The following is a 17,040-nucleotide window of genomic DNA, read 5'->3' on the forward strand; positions in this document are numbered from 1 at the left end:
TCGCGGCGCGCATGCAGCGACCCAAAGGGCCGCTGCCAGCGCGAATTACACGTCGAGGAACCGAACGTCCTTGGCGTTGCGGGTGATGAAGCTGCGTCGAGCCTCGACGTCCTCACCCATCAGGATCGAGAACAGCTCGTCCGCGGCGGCCGCGTCATCGAGCGTCACCAGACGCAGCACGCGCACGCTCGGATCCATGGTGGTCTCCCACAGCTCCTTGGGGTTCATCTCACCGAGACCCTTGTAGCGCTGGATGCCGTCGTCCTTGTTGATCTTCTTGCCCGCCGCCAGGCCGCGCTCGAGCAGCCCGTCGCGCTCCTTGTCGGAGTAGGCGAACTCCGGCTCGGACCGCTGCCACTTCAGCTTGTACAGCGGCGGCATGGCCAGGAACACGTGACCGTGCTCGACCAGCGGACGCATGAAGCGGAACAGCAGGGTGAGCAGCAGCGTCGAGATGTGCTGGCCGTCCACGTCGGCGTCGGCCATCAGCACGATCTTGTGATAGCGCAGCTTGGCGATATCGAACTCGTCGTGGATGCCGGTGCCGAAGGCCGTGATGATGGACTGGACTTCGGTATTCTTCAGCACGCGGTCGATGCGCGCCTTCTCCACATTGATGATCTTGCCGCGCAGCGGCAGGATCGCCTGGTACATGGAGTCGCGGCCGGACTTGGCCGAACCACCGGCGGAGTCACCCTCCACGATGTAGATCTCGGACTTGGCCGGATCCTTGGAGCGGCAGTCGGCCAGCTTGCCCGGCAGACCACCCAGATCGGTGGCGGACTTGCGCCGCACCAACTCTCGCGCCTTGCGGGCCGCGACACGCGCCTGGGCGGACGAAACCGCCTTCTGCACAATGGTCTTCGCATCGGCCGGATTGGCCTCGAACCAGTGCGAGATGTGCTCGTTGCAGGTGCGCTGGACGAACGACTTCACCTCGGTATTGCCGAGCTTGGTCTTGGTCTGGCCCTCGAACTGCGGGTCGGCGATCTTGACGCTCACGATGGCGGCCAGGCCCTCGCGAATGTCGTCACCGGTGAGGTTGCCGTCCTTCTCCTTGAGGAGCTTCTTGTCCTTCGCGTACTTGTTCACCACGGTGGTGAGCGCCGCGCGGAAGCCCTCCTCGTGGGTGCCGCCCTCGTGGGTGTTGATGGTGTTGGCGAAGGTGTGGACCGACTCGGAGTAGCCCGAGTTCCACTGCATGGCGACCTCGACCTCGTGGCCGGTGCCCTTGCCGGTGAACGACACGATCGAGTTGTGGATCGGCGTCTTGGTCCGGTTGATGTGCTTGACGTAGTCCTCGAGCCCGCCCGGGTAGTGATAGGTGCGGGTCTTCACCTTCGGCTCGGCGACCGGGGCGTTCTCGTCGAGATGCTTGGGGGCCTCGGCGGTTTCGCTGACCACCTCGTCGGTGATGTCGTTCTCGGCCACCCGCTGATCGGTCAGCGTGATGGTCAGGCCCTTGTTCAGGAACGCCATCTCCTGCAGGCGGCGCGCCACCGTCTCGAAACTGAAGGTGGTGGTCTCGAAGATCTCCGGATCCGGCCAGAACCGGATGGTGGTGCCGGTGCGCTTGGTCGGGTCACCCTGAACCAGCTTGCCGGGCTTGGAGTCCTTGTACTCCTGGGCCCAGTGGTAGCCGTCGGTGTCCACCTCGGCCTCGAGCCGGGTGGACAGCGCGTTCACCACCGAGATGCCGACGCCGTGCAGACCGCCGGAAACGGCGTACGACTCACCGTCGAACTTGCCGCCCGCGTGCAGCTGGGTCATGACCACCTCGATGGTGGGTACACCCTGCGCGTGCATGCCGACGGGGATACCGCGGCCGTCGTCGACGACCTCGACGCCGCCGTCGCCCAGCAGGGTGACATCGACCCGAGAGGCGTATCCGGCCATCGCCTCGTCGACCGAGTTGTCGACGACCTCCCAGATCAAATGGTGCAAACCGCGCTCACCGGTGGAACCGATGTACATACCGGGGCGCTTGCGCACCGCCTCGAGACCCTCGAGGACGGTGATGGAGTCGGCACCGTACGTCGTTTGCTTGCCTGACTTGGGCTGGGTCGAGCCGTCTGCGTTGGAGTCCATGGCAGCCACTGGTCGGTAGCTCTCCTTACTTGCTGATCCTCCCGACGCCGTGCGGTGGCACGCGTGAGGCCGTCAGACACTGTCTGCTCGAGCATCAGACTGTGTCTGCTCGAGAATTACGGGGGCTCACGCGCGGGCGCTGCGGAACGCGCCGGGAGGTATCGCCGCTAGTTACTCCCCCATCCTACTGGTACGACCGACAGAGAACCCACCTATGACACCCCTGTGTGGGCCGTAGGGTCATGAAATCGACCCGCGATATGACCGGTTATGGGTGCGGGCGGTTCCGGAAGCCTCAGACGGCGATGCGCGGGCGGCACCCGACACCTCGGCCGACACCGCGGAGACCGTTTGCGCGCGGGTTCGCGACGATCTCCCCGGGCCGTCGAAAACGTTCCACGTGAAACAAGATCTACCCGTAGGTATCGCGCGGGCCTCGGCCTTTGACGTGGCGATCGCCGTGTCGCCAACTCGGTGCGGTCGGGCCATTGATCTTGAGCTGCTTCACCACGCCATTGCCGACCGCAGCCGCGATCTTGGCCAGAATCTGCGACTGGAACATGCGCAACTGGGTGGCCCAGGCCGTCGACTCCGCCTGAATGCTCAGAATGCCGTTCTCCAGCGAGATGGGCTGGGCGTGCGAGGCGATGTCCTCCCCCACCACGCTGGCCCAGCGACCGAAGACCGTGCCCTCGGCGACCTTGGTGGACCAGCCGCGACCCTTGGCCAACTGCATGGCCAAGGCCGACAGGGTCTGGGGATCACGGTCATCCGGGTGCGCGCCCGACCATCCGGTGCGGCGGCGACGCAGGGCGCGAACACCGCCCTGGCGCGGGGAGGCCCGGCCCTGACCGACCGATTTCCCGGCGGCCCGGGCCGCGGCGCGCGCCTCCTCGAGGGCTCGCCGGGCCAGATCGACGCCGCGCAATTCGGGTTCGGGTCCCGGTGTCCCGGAATTCTGTTCGGAGCTCATGCGGTCGTCGGCTTCGGGCTGCTCGACCATCCACAACTCCTTCCACACTGGGGAATCCCGAACCTCAGCATCGGTTCGTCACGTGATCTCGGTTCGTCACGTGATTCTGCCGCATCGGTCCGACGCTCACAGCGAAGCCGACTCGGCAGGGTCAACTCCGCCTTCGGCAATGTCGACTCCCTCTTCGACAATCCGCGACGCGCGCCGATCGGCCTCGCCGGTGGTCTCCACCCGCAGCGGCACCGCTTCCAATTCGGCGGGCACGTCCTCGGCCACCGCGGCGGTGATCAACACCTGTTCGGCTCCCGCCGCGACGGCGGCCAGCGCGGTGCGGCGGCGGCGATCCAATTCGGCGAACACGTCATCGAGGATCAGCACCGGATCGGTTCCGGCCGAACGCAGTAGTTCGAACGCGCCCAGCCGCAAAGCCAGCGCGTACGACCAGGATTCGCCGTGACTCGCGAAACCCTTCGCGGGCGCCGAACCCAGCATCAACTCCAGATCGTCGCGATGCGGACCGACCAGGCACACCCCGCGCTCGAGCTCCTTGGAGCGGGCGGCGGCCAACTCCCGCAACAGGATTGCCTCGAGCTCCGATTCGTCCTCAGGCTGTGGAGAACGGGCCGGATCCAGCAGCTCCGGCGGCAAACTCGCACTTCGGTAAGCGATTGCGGCGGGCCGGGATTCGGGAGCGATACCTGAATAAGCCTGTGCAAGATGTGGATAAAGCTCGTGCACCAGTCGCAGCCGCTGCGCCAGCAAGACCGCGCCGTGCGCCGCGAGATGGCCGTCCCATACGTCGAGGGTGCTCATCTCCGCGCCCCGATTGCCCGAACGGGCATTGCGCCCAGCGGTTTTCAACAGGGCCGAGCGCTGCCGCAGCACCTTGTCGTAATCCGCGCGCACCCCGGCCAGCCGCGGCAGCCGAGCGGTCGCCAGCTCGTCCAGGAAGCGCCGCCGCTCCCCCGGATCGCCCCGGACCAGCGAGAGATCCTCCGGGGCGAACAGGACGGTCTGCAGGATCCCCAGGATCTCCCGCGGTCGCCGCACCGGGGAGCGATTGATCTGGGCGCGATTGGCCGTGCCCTGGTTCAGCTCCATGTCCACCCGGAGCTCGCGGCCGGTATTGACGACCGTCGCCCCGATCCGGGCCTTCGGCTCGCCGATCCGGATCAGGGGCGCGTCTGTCGATACCCGGTGTGAGCCGAGTGTGGACAGATAGCCGATGGCCTCGATCAGATTGGTCTTGCCATTCCCGTTGGATCCCAGGAAAACCGTTCTACCGGCCGAGAGTTCGAGTTCGGCGGCCGCCCAGGAGCGGAAATCGCGCAGCGACAGCGCACGCACGTGCATCCGGTCAGTCCATGTTTTTCACAGGTTTGTCAACACTGTGCACAGGTGGGTCGCCCGATCAGCCCGGCAACCGCACCGGCATCAGCAGGTAGATGTAGCTGCCCGACAGTGCCGAGAAGGCACCCGACTCCAGCTGGGCGGGCTCCTCCTCCGGAGCGGGCAGGAACACGGCCGGACGGCTGGGGGTGGTGAAGCCGAAGGTGACCCGATCCGAGTGCGAGGCGGACAGGCCGTCGAGCAGGTAGCCCGGGTTGAAGGCGATGGTCAGCGGCTCACCGCGGAACTCGGCCTCCAGCCACTCCTCGGCGCGACCGGCGTCGTCGCCACCGGCGGAGAGCAGCAGGCCCTCCTCGGAGAACTCCAGCCGCACCTGCGCGCCGCGCTCGGCCACCAGGGCCACACGCTTGATGGCCTCGGTCAGCGCGCTCACCGCGATGGTCGCGAGGGAGGTGTGCTCCTTGGGGAGCAACTGGCGGAACTTGGGGAATTCGGCGTCGAGCAGACGGGTGGTGGTGCGGCGGCCGCCGTTCACGATGCCGAGCAGTCCGTCGGTGCCGGTTCCGAAGGCCAGCTGCACCGGCTGATCGGACGCACCAAGGGTTTTCGCGGCCTCGGACAGGGTGCGGGCCGGGACGAGCACCGCGGTCTCCACATCGGCGCGTCCGGGCTGCCATTCGAGTTCGCGCACGGCCAGGCGGAAGCGGTCGGTCGCGGCCAGGACCACCTTGGGGCCCTCGATCTCGACGCGGATACCGGTGAGCATGGGGAGCGTGTCATCGCGCCCGGCGGCCACGGCCACCTGGGAGACGGCCTCGGAGAACAGATCCACCGCGAGCTCACCGGTCTGTGGGGGCAGCTCGGGCAGCTGGGGGTAGTCCTCGACCGGCATGGTCGGCAGCGAGAACTTGGCGCTGCCGCAGGCGATCAGCACGCGGGTACCGTCCACCGACACATCCACCGGCTTGTTGGACAGCGCCTTGGTGATATCGGCCAGCAGGCGGCCCGACACCAGCACCTGACCCGGACCGGCGACCTCGGCGGCCACGCGCATCTGCGCGGAGACCTCGTAGTCGAAGCCGGAGACCGTCAGTCCATCCTCGTCGGCCACGAGAAGCACGCCACCGAGCACGGGCACCGGAGGCCGCGACGGCAGGCTGCGGGCCACCCAGGCTACGGATTCGGCGAAGTCCTCGCGGGCGACCCGAAACTTCATGCTTGCAAGCTCCATCGCCCGGTCTGTCCTCTCCCAGTGTGTGATTCGTGAACTCTGCTGATCTGCGTCAGCCGCCTACGCAGGATCGCACAGGGGACTGACAGAGAACCGTACCCGCGAGAGCCCCGACTGCCTACGCCGACCCTCCGGGCGTCCGATGCGCCGGGACCGGACACCCTCCCTTCTCCTTGCCGACCGATCGGGTGTGGAGGGGCTGCCCGACGGACCGTGCTCCCCCAACCCGAGTTTCCACACACCCTGTTTTAGAAGAACCTTCTCTAGATGAATAACTGAAGTAGTAGTAGGTCCTGTTAGTTCTGTGGACTTCGGCCGTTTACGCAGGTGGGGGCGGGCGGCGTCGTGTGGATGTCGTCGGGGTGGCTCGAGGATGAACAACGGGTGGCTGTGGAGTCGATCCGCTGTTCCACATTCATCCTCGAGCCATCCTCGAGTTGCTCCCCCACTCCAGGCCCGGTAGCCAACATCGGGATGAAACCGGGGACTACCTCGAGGATTCCTCGAGGACCTGACAAGGACTCCTCGAGGAATCCCCAGGGCACAACTCCCATCCGCCCAGTTCAGGGCTCGAGGATGAATTCCCCTGTTAGTCATGTGGACCAACGCCTGTGCACGGGTGTGGGTAGCGACCTGGGGGCAACCCCGTGGACAACAGTGGGAATCCTCGAGGAGTCCACACGCCTTCCTCGAGGACTCCTCGAGGAATCCACAACCCCGAAAAGCGAAGAACCCCACGTCAGATGACGTGGGGTTCTGTGAATTGTGGATCAGTGGGCCGGGCTGTGGATCAGCGCGAACGCTGTTTGATCCGGGCTGTGAGTTCCTGCACCTGGTCGTACACGCGACGGCGCTCGGTCATCTCCTTGCGCACCTTCTTCTCCGCGTACATGACCGTCGTGTGGTCGCGGCCGAAGGCCTGACCGATCTTGGGTAGGGATAGGTCGGTGAGCTCTCGGCACAGGTACATGGCGATCTGCCGGGCCTGCGCCAGCGGGCGGGCCTTGCCCGGACCCGTGAGCTCCTCGAGCGTGGTGTTGAAGTACTCCGCGGTCACCGCCATGATCGTGGCCGCCGTGATCTCCAGCGTCGCGGTGTCGGGCATGAGATCGCGCAGCACCACTTCCGCCAGCGAGAGATCCAGCGGCTGTCCGTTCAACGAGGCGAAGGCCGTCACGCGGATCAGCGCGCCCTCGAGCTCGCGGATATTGCGCTCCACCCGGCTCGCGATCAGCTCGAGCACATCGTGCGGCACGTCGAGGCGGTCCATGCGCGCCTTCTTGCGCAGGATCGCGATGCGGGTCTCGAGCTCCGGCGGCTGCACATCGGTGATGAGGCCCCACTCGAACCGGGTGCGCAGACGCTCCTCCAGGGTGGCCAGCTGCTTGGGCGGCCGGTCGGAGGACACCACGATCTGCTTGTTGGCGTTGTGCAGGGTGTTGAAGGTGTGGAAGAACTCCTCCTGGATGCCTTCCTTGCCCTCGATGAACTGGATGTCGTCGACCAGCAGGATGTCGGTCTCGCGGTAGCGGCGCTTGAACGCCACCTTGCGGTCGTCGCGCAGCGAGTTGATGAAGTCGTTGGTGAACTCCTCGGTGGAGACGTACTTCACCCGCATGCCCGGGAACAGCCGCTGCGCGTAGTGACCCGCGGCGTGCAGCAGGTGCGTCTTCCCCAAACCCGAAGCGCCCCAAACGAACAGCGGGTTGTAGGCGCGCGCCGGAGCCTCGGCGATGGCCACCGCCGCCGCGTGTGCGAAGCGATTGGACGCGCCGATGACGAAGGTCTCGAAGGTGTACTTGGCGTTCAGGCTGGCCGAGGACGACGCGGCGGGCGCGGGCTCGCGCTCGGGCGTCCGATTGAAATAGGTCGGCCAGGAGTTGCGGACATTGACCACCGGCTCGTCGTCGTGGGCCTCGTCGACCGGGCGGCGGGCCGGTTCGTCCGGATACCGTTGCGGCGCGGGCTCATCCGCGTAGCGCTGGGGCTGGGACTCGTCGGCGTAGCGCTGCGGGGACTCCTCGTACCGCTGGGCCGGTTCCTCGGCGTAGCGCTGCGGCGCGGGCCGGACCGGTTCGTCGTCGGGTTCGGGCGAGAACAGCGACTCCTGGCCCGGCGGCATGGTCGAACCGCGGTGGTTCTCCCGTCGCCGGGGCGGCGCGGGCGGCTCGGCGACCGGCGCCGGCAACTCTTCGGCCATCGGCGGCTGCCCGAATTCCACAGGTGGATAAGCATCCCGCTCGTCGTACTCGCCCGGGTAGTCCTGGGGAGGAAGGTAGCGCGGCGCGGCGTATTCCTGGGGCGCCTGGTACAGCTGCTGCGGCCGCTCGGTCAGGGGCGGTTCGGGCTGATACGCCGGGGGCGCGGGCTCGGGTTCGCGGGGCCGTTCCGGGCGCGAGGTCATGCGCGCGTGCCGGGGCGGATTGCCCGAGCGACCGGTCGGCGGATTCTGTTGCGCGCGAATGCGCACGCCCAGGCCCTCGACCTGGAGACCACGGCGGGCCAGGGATCGCAGAATGAGCTCCCGCAGATCGCGTTCGACCGTGACCTGCGCCATCGTGCCCGGCACCGAGAGCAGGGCGAATCCCTGCGCGAAGGTGATCGGTTCGATAGTGTTGAGCCACGCCTTGTGAGCCTTGCTGACCGGCTGGATCTCCCCATCCGTGGAGCCGCTCGCCAGCTCGGCGATCACCTCCGGCCAGACAGCGGTCAGCACATTCTGCTCGTCGTCCACGAACGTAGTCCTCCCCGGATGTAGGTCGATAGGAGCAGACGGTCCGCACTGCTCGGCTCCCCCAGTAACCGGGCGTAGGCGAGGCACCGTCGGCCCTACGAATATGCCACTCCAGGGGTCTTTCCACACAATTATCCACAGATGTGGAAAACCTGGGGATACACGCGTCCGCGTGTCTGATTCCCCGAATCTGGCGCGTACCTGCGGGTTCACAGCTATCTGCTGGCAAAGTCAACCGCGGTCGCAACGGAGGTACCGTCGAAGGCCTGGAAAGGACCGTACACGAACCCTGCCCCGACACACGAACTCCCAGCAAGCGGCACGCGGAACCGGTGTTCTACCCCCGAGTTTGACCCTCGTCCAGGGGGTAAGTACCCTTCTACAGTCACCCTGTGGTGCGGTGGCGGCTGTCTGCTGCCCGTGCCGACAAGGGTATTGCGCCGAGGGACTCCCGTCCGTCGAGAGCACGTATCACCGAACAGCTTCGGGCGTCACCGGACGTCCACCACCTAGAGGAGTGTTGACCGTGGCCAAGGGCAAGCGGACGTTCCAGCCGAACAACCGTCGTCGGGCGCGTGTCCACGGCTTCCGTCTTCGTATGCGCACCCGTGCGGGTCGCGCCATCGTCTCGGCGCGCCGTGGCAAGGGCCGCGCCAAGCTGACCGCCTGATTCGGTAATCCCGGATGCGGCGTCGTATGAGCGACTCGCCGTCCGGTCTCCGGTCCCCCCTCCGCCCGCATTCCGCTGGATGCTCAGGTGCTGCCTGAGCCCTACCGGCTGCACCGGCGCACCGACTTTTCCCGGACGGTGCGCCAGGGCCGGCGGATCGGGAGACGGGACCTCGTTGTGCACGTACTGCTACACGACGACCAAGTCGGCGGACCGACCCCGGCCATCCGGGTGGGCGGTCCGCATTTCGGCTTGATCGTCAGCAAGGCGGTGGGTCCGGCGGTGGTACGCCACCGGGTGGCCCGCCGCCTGCGTCATATCTGCGCGACCCTGACGGCCGAATTGCCCGGGGGCGCGGACATTGTCATTCGCGCCCTGCCCGGTGCCGCCGACGCGCCCTCCGATGAACTGTTGCGGCAGTTGCGGAGCGGGCTGCGCAAGCTCGGCCTGCTCTCCGTCGGCAGCGACTTGTGAACGCACTGCGCGCCGCTGCGCGCCTACCTGCCAAAGCTCTGATATTCCTCATCGAGCTGTATCGGACCTATATCTCTCCCACCCGCATGCCGGTGTGCCGCTTCACCCCCACGTGCAGTGAGTACGCGGTGACGGCGTTGCGCACCCGCGGACTGTTCGTCGGACTCGGACTGACGGCCGTCCGATTGGCGAAATGTGCGCCCTGGCACCCTGGTGGGTGGGACCCCGTGCCGGAGCGCAAGCACCGGCACGCGGCATCAGCTTGTGAAGGGTCATCGCCCGCGGTGACCGGCGATACGAACGACGGGAGTGCATAGCGCCGTGCTCGACTTCATCTATTACCCGGTGTCGGCCATTCTTTGGTTCTGGCACCAGGCATTCGGGTATGTGCTGGGCAAGAACAGCGGATTCGCCTGGGCCCTGGCCGTGGTGTTCCTGGTGTTCACACTGCGGCTGGTGCTCTACAAGCCGTTCGTGAAGCAGGTCCGCACCACGCGGCAGATGCAGGAGCTGCAGCCGCAGATCAAGGAACTGCAGAAGAAGTACAAGAACGACCGCCAGCAGATGACGGTCGAGATGCAGAAGCTGCAGAAGGAACACGGCTTCAACCCGCTGATGGGCTGCCTGCCCGTGCTGCTGCAGGTGCCGGTGTTCATCGGCCTGTTCCACGTGCTGCGCTCGTTCAACCGCGTCGGCGGCGGTGGCGGTTTCGCTGGTTTCGGGCACAGCGGCGGCATGACCGCGGAGCAGAACGCCAATACCGCCAACTACATCTTCTCCCCCGCGGACGTCCAGTCCTTCCTGTCCGCACGGCTTTTCGGTGCTCCGCTGTCGTCGTTCATCACACAGCCCGCGGCGCAACTGGAGTCCTTCGCGCACTGGGGCGGCATGCCGAGCAAGGTCGCCATCGCGGCCGTGTCGATTCCGCTGATGATCATCGCGGGCCTGGCGACCCACTTCAACGCGCGCGCCTCGGTGGCCCGCCAGTCCGCGGAGGCCGCGGCCAACCCGCAGGCCGCCATGATGAACAAGCTGGCGCTGTACGTCTTCCCGCTGGGCGTCATGGTCGGTGGTCCGTTCCTGCCCGTCGCCATCCTGATCTACTGGGTGTCCAACAACATTTGGACCTACGGTCAGCAGCACCTGGTCTTCGGCAAGATCGAAAAAGAAGAAGAAGAGAAGAAGAAGATCGCGCTCGAGCGCCGCGCCCAGAACGCCCCGAAACCGGGCGCGAAGCCGGTCGACGTCCGCAAGAAGCAGGCGGCCGCCAAGACCGACGGCGTCGAGGACGCGGTCGAGGATGCCAAGACCGATGCGCCGCAGCCTTCGCAGAACGGTTCCAAGCCCGCCCCCGGCGCCAAGCCCGGGCAGGCCAAGAAGCGCTCCGGCAATCGCGGTCGCGCCAACCAGAAGCGGCGTCGCTGAGACTTACAACTCCAGATGAAGGAAACAACCATGACTGTTGAAACCGACGGAGGGGATCCCACTGTGACGGCTGCGACGGCGGCACCGGACGCGACCGACGCCGAGGAAGCGCTCATCGAAGAGGGTGAGATCGCGGGCGACTACCTCGAGCAGCTGCTGGACGTGCTCGACTTCGACGGTGATATCGATCTCGACGTCGAGGGCGATCGGGCCGTCGTGAGCATCGACGGCGGCAAGGATCTGTCGAAGCTGGTCGGCCGTCGCGGTGAGGTCCTGGACGCGCTCCAGGAACTGACCCGCCTGGCCGTGCAGCAGGCGACCGGCGTGCGCAGCCGTCTCATGCTGGACGTGGCGGGCTGGCGCGCCAAGCGTCGTTCGGAGCTGAGCGCGCTCGGCACCGAGGCCGCCAAGCGCGTGCTGGAAACCGGTGAGCGCGAGGCCCTCTCCCCCATGACCCCGTTCGAGCGCAAGATCGTCCACGATGCCGTGGCCGCGTTCGACGGAGTGGTGAGCGAGAGCGAAGGCGTGGAGCCGAACCGCCGCGTGGTGGTGCTCCCCGCCTGACACGCGGAACACTCGAGGTAGGGCCCCCGGATCGAAAGGACCGGGGGCCCTACTCTTATCCAGAGGTGTGCGGGTGGGGACAGTGAAGTTCGGTTGGGGGCAAGGCGTTCGGAAGGGATGTTTCACGTGGAACCAGAGACCGAGATGAGCGCGCCGGGTCCGGTCGACCCGCCCGCCGCGGCGACGGTCGTCTTCGGTGATCGACTCGACAAGGCTCGGCTCTACTACACCGCGCTCGCGACGGCGGGCGTGGAGCGCGGGCTGATCGGTCCGCGTGAGGTGCCCCGGCTCTGGGACCGCCACATCCTCAACTGCGCGGTGATCGGTGACCTCATCCCCCAGGGCGTGCGCGTGGTCGATATCGGCAGCGGCGCGGGACTGCCCGGCATCCCGCTCGCCATCGCCCGGCCCGATCTCCGAATCACCTTGGTGGAGCCGCTGCTTCGCCGGACCGTCTTCCTCGCCGAGTTCGTGGCGGAGGCCGGGCTCGACAATGTCCTCATTGTCCGCGGCCGAGCCGAGCAGGCGGGGGTGAAGAAGGAGGCGGGCGGCGCGGACATCGTGACCTCCCGGGCGGTCGCTCCCCTGGCGAAGCTCGCGGGCTGGTCCATGCCGCTGGTGCACGAGCACGGACGGATGCTGGCGCTCAAGGGAATCAGCGCCGCGGAGGAACTCGAGCGCGATCGCGACGATCTCACCAAAGCGGGCGCGGGTCATGCCGAGGTCCTGGAATGCGGTGTGGGAGTGCTGGAGACGCCCACCTTCGTCATCAGCGCCGAGCGCCTCGACCGTGCGGAGCGTCGTGCGGAACGCAAGAGCGGACGGTCCGGGACCAGTCGACCGAAGCGTCACTGACGAAGCTCGCGGCGCAATGTTTCCCGTGAAACATGAACAGTTTTGCCGCTTTTGAGTGTGTCGCGGTGCGAAGGTGCCCGTTCAACTTCCGTATTGTGTCCTCTACTGGCAAGCTAGTGAACGTCGAGCGTGAACGACTTCCAGCCGATTCGAGCCAGCCCTCGGTAACAACGCAGCGTCGCGGCCGTTGCTGCCAGGTGCGCGAAATCTTGCTCGGCCGCGTGTCTTTGAGTTCTCGGGGTTAGGAGCCTGTATGTCCAATCGTCCGGCGAATGTTTCACGGGAAACAACGTCCCGGGTGCCCGGCATGCTCGATAGCGGTCCCTTCGACACGGACGAGTTCAGCCGTACTCCGTTCGGAAACATCTCCCCCACCGAGACTCCGATTGCCGCCGAGGCGCAGCGCGCGAGCCAGGTGCTGTCCGGCACCAACGCGCACATCCCGCGCCCCAAGGAACAGCGCATCCTCACCATCGCCAATCAGAAGGGCGGCGTGGGCAAGACCACCACCGCCGTGAACCTGGCCGCCGCGCTCGCGATTCAGGGCATGCGGGTGCTCGTCATCGATCTCGACCCCCAGGGCAATGCCAGCACCGCGCTCGGTATCGAGCACCACTCGGGCATTCCCTCCAGTTACGAACTCCTCATTGGCGAGTGCTCGGTCAGCGACGCCATTCAGCAGAGCCCGCACAATGAACGGCTGCTGTGCATCCCCGCCACCATCGACCTGGCGGGCGCGGAGATCGAATTGGTCTCCATGGTCGCCCGCGAGGGTCGGCTCAAGGCCGCCATCCAGGAGGCCAACCTCGCCGGGTACGACATCGACTACGTCATGATCGACTGCCCGCCGTCGCTGGGTCTGCTCACCGTGAACGCGCTCGTCGCCGCCAAGGAAGTGTTGATCCCCATCCAGTGCGAGTACTACGCGCTCGAGGGCGTGGGGCAGCTGCTCCGCAATATCGGTCTGGTGCAGGCGCACCTGAATCCCGAATTGCATGTCTCCACCGTGGTTCTCACCATGTACGACGGCCGCACCAAGCTAGCGGACCAGGTGGCCGAGGAGGTGCGCTCGCACTTCGGCGACGCGGTGCTGCGCTCGGTCATCCCGCGCAGCGTCAAGGTCTCGGAGGCTCCCGGCTACGGCATGACCGTGCTCGATTACGATCCGGGCTCGCGAGGTGCCATGAGCTATCTCGACGCCGGACGGGAGATCGCGTCGCGTACGGCGCGCCAGACCGCGACTGCGCGGGTTTCCGACGCACAATCCGGTGTGTAAGTGAATGTTGGTGGCGGTGAACAACGGAAGGGGTCGGTAGGCCGATGAGTCAGGCGAAGAAGGGTGGACTGGGGCGCGGTCTCGCGGCACTGATCCCGACCGGCCCGGCGACCACACCCGGCGGGCTCGGCAGTGCCGCCGCCAACGTCGTCATCGGTCTCGACCCGGTCGGGCCGCAGCCCGCCTCGGCGTATCTGCATCGGGTCCCCGATCCGGTCGATACGTCCGACGCGGTCGGCTCCGCCGACGCCGGGGCGGTGTACCGGGAGATCCCGCCGCTGCAGATCGAGCCCAACCCGAAGCAGCCGCGCTCGGTCTTCGAGGAAGAGGCGCTGGCCGAACTGGTGCACTCCATCAAGGAATTCGGTCTGATGCAGCCCATCGTGGTGCGCCAGATCGCGACCCTGCCGGAGCCGCGCTATCAGCTCATCATGGGCGAGCGGCGGTGGCGGGCCAGCCAGGAGGCGGGCCTGGACGCCATCCCGGCCATCGTGCGCGAGACCGCGGACGACTCCATGCTGCGGGACGCGTTGCTGGAGAACATCCATCGCGTGCAGCTGAATCCGCTCGAAGAGGCGGCGGCGTATCAGCAGCTGCTGGAGGAGTTCGGCGTCACCCACGAGGAACTGGCCGCGAAGATCGGGCGCTCGCGTCCGGTCGTCACCAATATGATTCGGCTGCTGAAGCTTCCGATTCCGGTGCAGCGCCGGGTCGCGGCGGGCGTGCTGTCCGCCGGGCACGCGCGCGCGGTCTTGGCGTTGGAGGCGGGCGCGGATGCGCAGGAGGCGCTCGCGGCTCGCATTGTCGCGGAGGGCATGTCGGTGCGGGCCACCGAGGAGGCCGTCACCCTGGCCAACCGGAACCCGGACGCCGCCGCTCCCCCGGTGGCCCCCAAGCGCAAGCCGATTCAGATGCCCGGACTACAGGATGTGGCCGAGCGGTTGTCGGCGTCCTTCGACACCCGCGTGACGGTGGCGCTCGGCAAGCGCAAGGGCAAGATCACCGTCGAGTTCGGTTCCATCGATGATCTGGAGCGGATCGTCAGTCTCATGGAGCAGTCGAAGCCCTAGAGTGGGCGCGACCCGAAGGTCGCGGTGGAAACGTCACTGTGACGTTCAGGTTTATGGCCCCGGAGAGGCGTAAAGCGTTGATCGCTTATTCTTGCTGGCGAGCACAGTGTGATGCGGCGTGAGTGTGGATGAATCGGACAGCTGGAGGCTGAGCAGAGCGGTGTCGACCAGCGTGACCGCACTTACCCTCGGCGGACTCGACAAACTTCCGGTACACGCACGGCGGTGCGTGTTCTGGGAGATCGATCCGGCCGTGGCGGCGGATTCCCATGACTTCAGCGACCCGACCTTCGAGAAGGAGGCCTGGCTCTCCACCGTGATGCTGCAGTGGGGTTCCTGTGGACAGGTCGCCATGGTGGAGGATCGCTCGGCCGGATGCGCGCTCTACGCGCCGCCCAGCGCGGTGCCGCGTTCCGGCCTGTTCCCCACCTCCCCCGTGAGCCCGGACGCGGTGCTGCTGACCACGCTGAGCGCCGAAATGCCGTATCAGGACACCGATGTAGCCCATCAGCTGATTCAGGCCGTGGTGGCCGATCTGGTGCGCCGCGGCGTGCGGGCCATCGAGGCGTTCGGCATTCGCAAGGAACCGCCGACCACCCCGATGCCCGCCATCGGATCCATGTCGCTGCGCGAGCGGATCGGCACGCCCCTGCGCTCCCCCGCCCCGGCCCCCTCCGGCTGCTCGCCCGAGAACTGCATGATCGAGGCCGACTTCCTCGAGGACGTCGGTTTCAAGGTGGTGGCCTCGCATCACCGATTCCCGCGGCTGCGGCTGGAATTGGATCACGAGCACCTGTGGAAGGAAGACGTCGAGCGGGCGCTCGATCAGCTGCTGGCGGCGGCGGAGCTCACCATGCCGACCCGTATCGCCACCCGGTAGCGGCTTTCGGCCAGATGTTTCACATGAAACAAACCCCCTCCAACCCAATGGGGTTGGAGGGGGTTGGAAGTTGGGGGTTTGGGGGCGTAGCCCCCATTCTGTTCTACATCAGAGCCGGTCCGCGGCCGCCAGTTCCTCTGCGAGCAGTTCGGCGAATGTGTAAGTCCCCGTGGGCTGATCGTCCTGGCCGAGCAGGTACAGCCGCTTGACCGAGATCAGGATGGCCTCGGCGATCACGTCGCGCATGCGCGGGTTGGTCAGCACCGAGGCGTCGTAATCATTGGTGAGATAACCGATGTCGACCTGCACCGTCGGCATCTTGGTGAGCCGCAACAGATCCCAGGTGCGGGCGTGGGTCCGGCAGTCCTGCAACGAGGTTCGCGCCACGATCTCGCGCTGAATGAACCCGGCCAGCACCTGCCCGATCATGGAGGTGGAGCCGTGCGAATTGCCGAAGTGGAAGCTGGCGACACCGCTGGCCGAACCGCTGTCATTGCTGGCGCAACGCAGCGAGATCATCAGATCGGCGTCGAAGGTATTGGAGGTCTCGGCGCGCTCGGCGTCGGAGGGGTTGGCGCCCCACGGCCGGGACAGGAAGGTCTCCATACCCGTTGCGGCCATGCGTCCTTCGAGGCGGCTGGCCAGATCCCAGAGGATCTCCGATTCGTAGACGTCGCCGAATTCGGTCGGCACCGCGGAGCCCTTGTCCGGTCCGCCCAGGCCCGGATCGATGACGATGCGCTTGCCGGTCAGCTGCGGCCCGGCGCGGTGCACCACCTCTTCCTCGGCAATGCGGTGCGGGTTGCCGCCGGTGACGCGCGCGCCCAGCAGATCCAGCGAGCGCAGGGTGTCCGGACCGCAGATGCCATCGGAGGACAGGCCGATCTCACGCTGGAACGAGGTGAGCGCGTCGTGCGTGTGCGGCCCGAAGTAGCCGTCCACCCGGTGCACATAGAAGCCCAGATCCTGCAGTCGACGCTGCAGCGTGGCGACATCGTCGCCGTACAGCGGTGCGGACAGCTGGTAGATGAGGGTGCGCGCGCCGAGCCGGTAGGAGGCTTCCTTCAGCGCGCGGTAGGTGGCCGGACCGACCACGCCGTCGACCAGGAGTCCGCGGTGCTGCTGGAAGGCCCGCACGGCGGAGTCGAGATCGTGGTCGAAGGTGGCGTCGGCGTCCTTCCAGTACTCCCCGATCGGACCCGACGGGTCGGTATTGGGGTGGGAATGCAGGAACCCGAGGCTTGCCAAGGTGCTCCGAACCTCTGCTACGGCTGGTCCTGTATCGCCGTGACGAAGTCGGTGCATGCGTGAGAGCCCTTTCCTTCCGCCAACCCGGGTACCCACTCATGCGGTGGTTCACACCTTCGCACGACCGGAGCGTCGAATGATTGTTTCAGACCCGGACCGAATTTCGGCAACTGTCGAGTGCAGGCATCCTAACCCCGGTACA

Annotated in this window: 15 protein-coding genes; 9 read left to right on the forward strand and 6 right to left on the reverse strand. The window is 66.6% G+C overall.

The window, feature by feature from the left end:
- Positions 1-45 precede the first annotated feature (45 nt).
- From gyrB to dnaA, 5 genes are all read right to left on the reverse strand, one after another.
- On the reverse strand, positions 46-2,088 hold the full coding sequence (gene gyrB / locus VMT65_RS33750; RefSeq protein ID WP_326312728.1) for a DNA topoisomerase (ATP-hydrolyzing) subunit B: 2,043 nt from the start codon (positions 2,086-2,088) through the stop codon (positions 46-48).
- Positions 2,089-2,500: 412 nt separating this feature from the next.
- Positions 2,501-3,061 carry a DUF721 family protein gene (locus VMT65_RS33755; RefSeq protein ID WP_326312969.1) on the reverse strand — a complete coding sequence of 187 codons (561 nt, stop codon included), beginning with the start codon at positions 3,059-3,061 and terminating at the stop codon, positions 2,501-2,503.
- Between the two features lie 126 nt (positions 3,062-3,187).
- A complete protein-coding gene (recF, locus tag VMT65_RS33760) occupies positions 3,188-4,414 on the reverse strand; it encodes a DNA replication/repair protein RecF (protein WP_326312729.1) in 1,227 nt (408 codons plus the stop codon).
- A gap of 58 nt (positions 4,415-4,472) precedes the next feature.
- Positions 4,473-5,642 carry a DNA polymerase III subunit beta gene (gene dnaN / locus VMT65_RS33765; RefSeq protein ID WP_326312730.1) on the reverse strand — a complete coding sequence of 390 codons (1,170 nt, stop codon included), beginning with the start codon at positions 5,640-5,642 and terminating at the stop codon, positions 4,473-4,475.
- A gap of 790 nt (positions 5,643-6,432) precedes the next feature.
- Positions 6,433-8,376, reverse strand: a complete 1,944-nt coding sequence (dnaA, locus tag VMT65_RS33770) for a chromosomal replication initiator protein DnaA (RefSeq protein WP_326312731.1) — start codon at positions 8,374-8,376, stop codon at positions 6,433-6,435.
- Between the two features lie 526 nt (positions 8,377-8,902).
- On the opposite strand from dnaA, the gene rpmH reads away from it, so the two are divergent.
- From rpmH to VMT65_RS33815, 9 genes are all read left to right on the forward strand, one after another.
- Positions 8,903-9,046, forward strand: a complete 144-nt coding sequence (gene rpmH / locus VMT65_RS33775) for a 50S ribosomal protein L34 (protein WP_033085250.1) — start codon at positions 8,903-8,905, stop codon at positions 9,044-9,046.
- 87 nt (positions 9,047-9,133) lie between these two features.
- On the forward strand, positions 9,134-9,520 hold the full coding sequence (rnpA, locus tag VMT65_RS33780) for a ribonuclease P protein component (protein ID WP_326312732.1): 387 nt from the start codon (positions 9,134-9,136) through the stop codon (positions 9,518-9,520).
- Positions 9,517-9,837: a membrane protein insertion efficiency factor YidD gene (gene yidD / locus VMT65_RS33785; RefSeq protein ID WP_442790352.1), complete on the forward strand. Its 321-nt coding sequence runs from the start codon at positions 9,517-9,519 to the stop codon at positions 9,835-9,837. The genes rnpA and yidD overlap by 4 nt, the downstream gene beginning before the upstream one ends.
- Before the next feature lie 4 nt (positions 9,838-9,841).
- Positions 9,842-10,945, forward strand: a complete 1,104-nt coding sequence (gene yidC / locus VMT65_RS33790) for a membrane protein insertase YidC (protein ID WP_326312970.1) — start codon at positions 9,842-9,844, stop codon at positions 10,943-10,945.
- A 30-nt stretch (positions 10,946-10,975) separates the two neighbouring features.
- The gene (locus VMT65_RS33795) at positions 10,976-11,509 is read left to right on the forward strand and encodes a Jag family protein (protein ID WP_326312733.1); all 534 of its coding nucleotides are present in this window, start codon (positions 10,976-10,978) and stop codon (positions 11,507-11,509) included.
- Between the two features lie 117 nt (positions 11,510-11,626).
- A complete protein-coding gene (gene rsmG / locus VMT65_RS33800; protein ID WP_326312734.1) occupies positions 11,627-12,364 on the forward strand; it encodes a 16S rRNA (guanine(527)-N(7))-methyltransferase RsmG in 738 nt (245 codons plus the stop codon).
- A gap of 307 nt (positions 12,365-12,671) precedes the next feature.
- The gene (locus VMT65_RS33805; protein ID WP_442790362.1) at positions 12,672-13,640 is read left to right on the forward strand and encodes a ParA family protein; all 969 of its coding nucleotides are present in this window, start codon (positions 12,672-12,674) and stop codon (positions 13,638-13,640) included.
- Positions 13,641-13,684: 44 nt separating this feature from the next.
- Complete coding sequence (locus VMT65_RS33810) at positions 13,685-14,710, forward strand: ParB/RepB/Spo0J family partition protein (protein ID WP_326312736.1); 1,026 nt, start codon at positions 13,685-13,687, stop codon at positions 14,708-14,710.
- Between the two features lie 160 nt (positions 14,711-14,870).
- Positions 14,871-15,590 carry a GNAT family N-acetyltransferase gene (locus tag VMT65_RS33815; protein ID WP_326312737.1) on the forward strand — a complete coding sequence of 240 codons (720 nt, stop codon included), beginning with the start codon at positions 14,871-14,873 and terminating at the stop codon, positions 15,588-15,590.
- A 108-nt stretch (positions 15,591-15,698) separates the two neighbouring features.
- Here the strand turns inward: VMT65_RS33815 and VMT65_RS33820 are convergent, their stop codons facing one another.
- Positions 15,699-16,895 carry an N-acetylmuramoyl-L-alanine amidase gene (locus VMT65_RS33820; protein WP_326312738.1) on the reverse strand — a complete coding sequence of 399 codons (1,197 nt, stop codon included), beginning with the start codon at positions 16,893-16,895 and terminating at the stop codon, positions 15,699-15,701.
- Positions 16,896-17,040 lie beyond the last annotated feature (145 nt).

It is taken from the genome of Nocardia sp. CDC153, from assembly GCF_035818515.1.
Lineage (GTDB): Bacteria > Actinomycetota > Actinomycetes > Mycobacteriales > Mycobacteriaceae > Nocardia.

Coding starts and splice junctions, on each gene's coding strand:
- gyrB (WP_326312728.1), bottom strand. CDS start 2,088: ATGGACTCCAACGCAGACGGCTCGACCCAGCCCAAGTCAGGCAAGCAA.
- VMT65_RS33755 (WP_326312969.1), bottom strand. CDS start 3,061: ATGAGCTCCGAACAGAATTCCGGGACACCGGGACCCGAACCCGAATTG.
- recF (WP_326312729.1), bottom strand. CDS start 4,414: ATGCACGTGCGTGCGCTGTCGCTGCGCGATTTCCGCTCCTGGGCGGCC.
- dnaN (WP_326312730.1), bottom strand. CDS start 5,642: ATGGAGCTTGCAAGCATGAAGTTTCGGGTCGCCCGCGAGGACTTCGCC.
- VMT65_RS33795 (WP_326312733.1), top strand. CDS start 10,976: ATGACTGTTGAAACCGACGGAGGGGATCCCACTGTGACGGCTGCGACG.
- rsmG (WP_326312734.1), top strand. CDS start 11,627: ATGTTTCACGTGGAACCAGAGACCGAGATGAGCGCGCCGGGTCCGGTC.
- VMT65_RS33805 (WP_442790362.1), top strand. CDS start 12,672: ATGCTCGATAGCGGTCCCTTCGACACGGACGAGTTCAGCCGTACTCCG.
- VMT65_RS33810 (WP_326312736.1), top strand. CDS start 13,685: ATGAGTCAGGCGAAGAAGGGTGGACTGGGGCGCGGTCTCGCGGCACTG.
- VMT65_RS33820 (WP_326312738.1), bottom strand. CDS start 16,895: ATGCACCGACTTCGTCACGGCGATACAGGACCAGCCGTAGCAGAGGTT.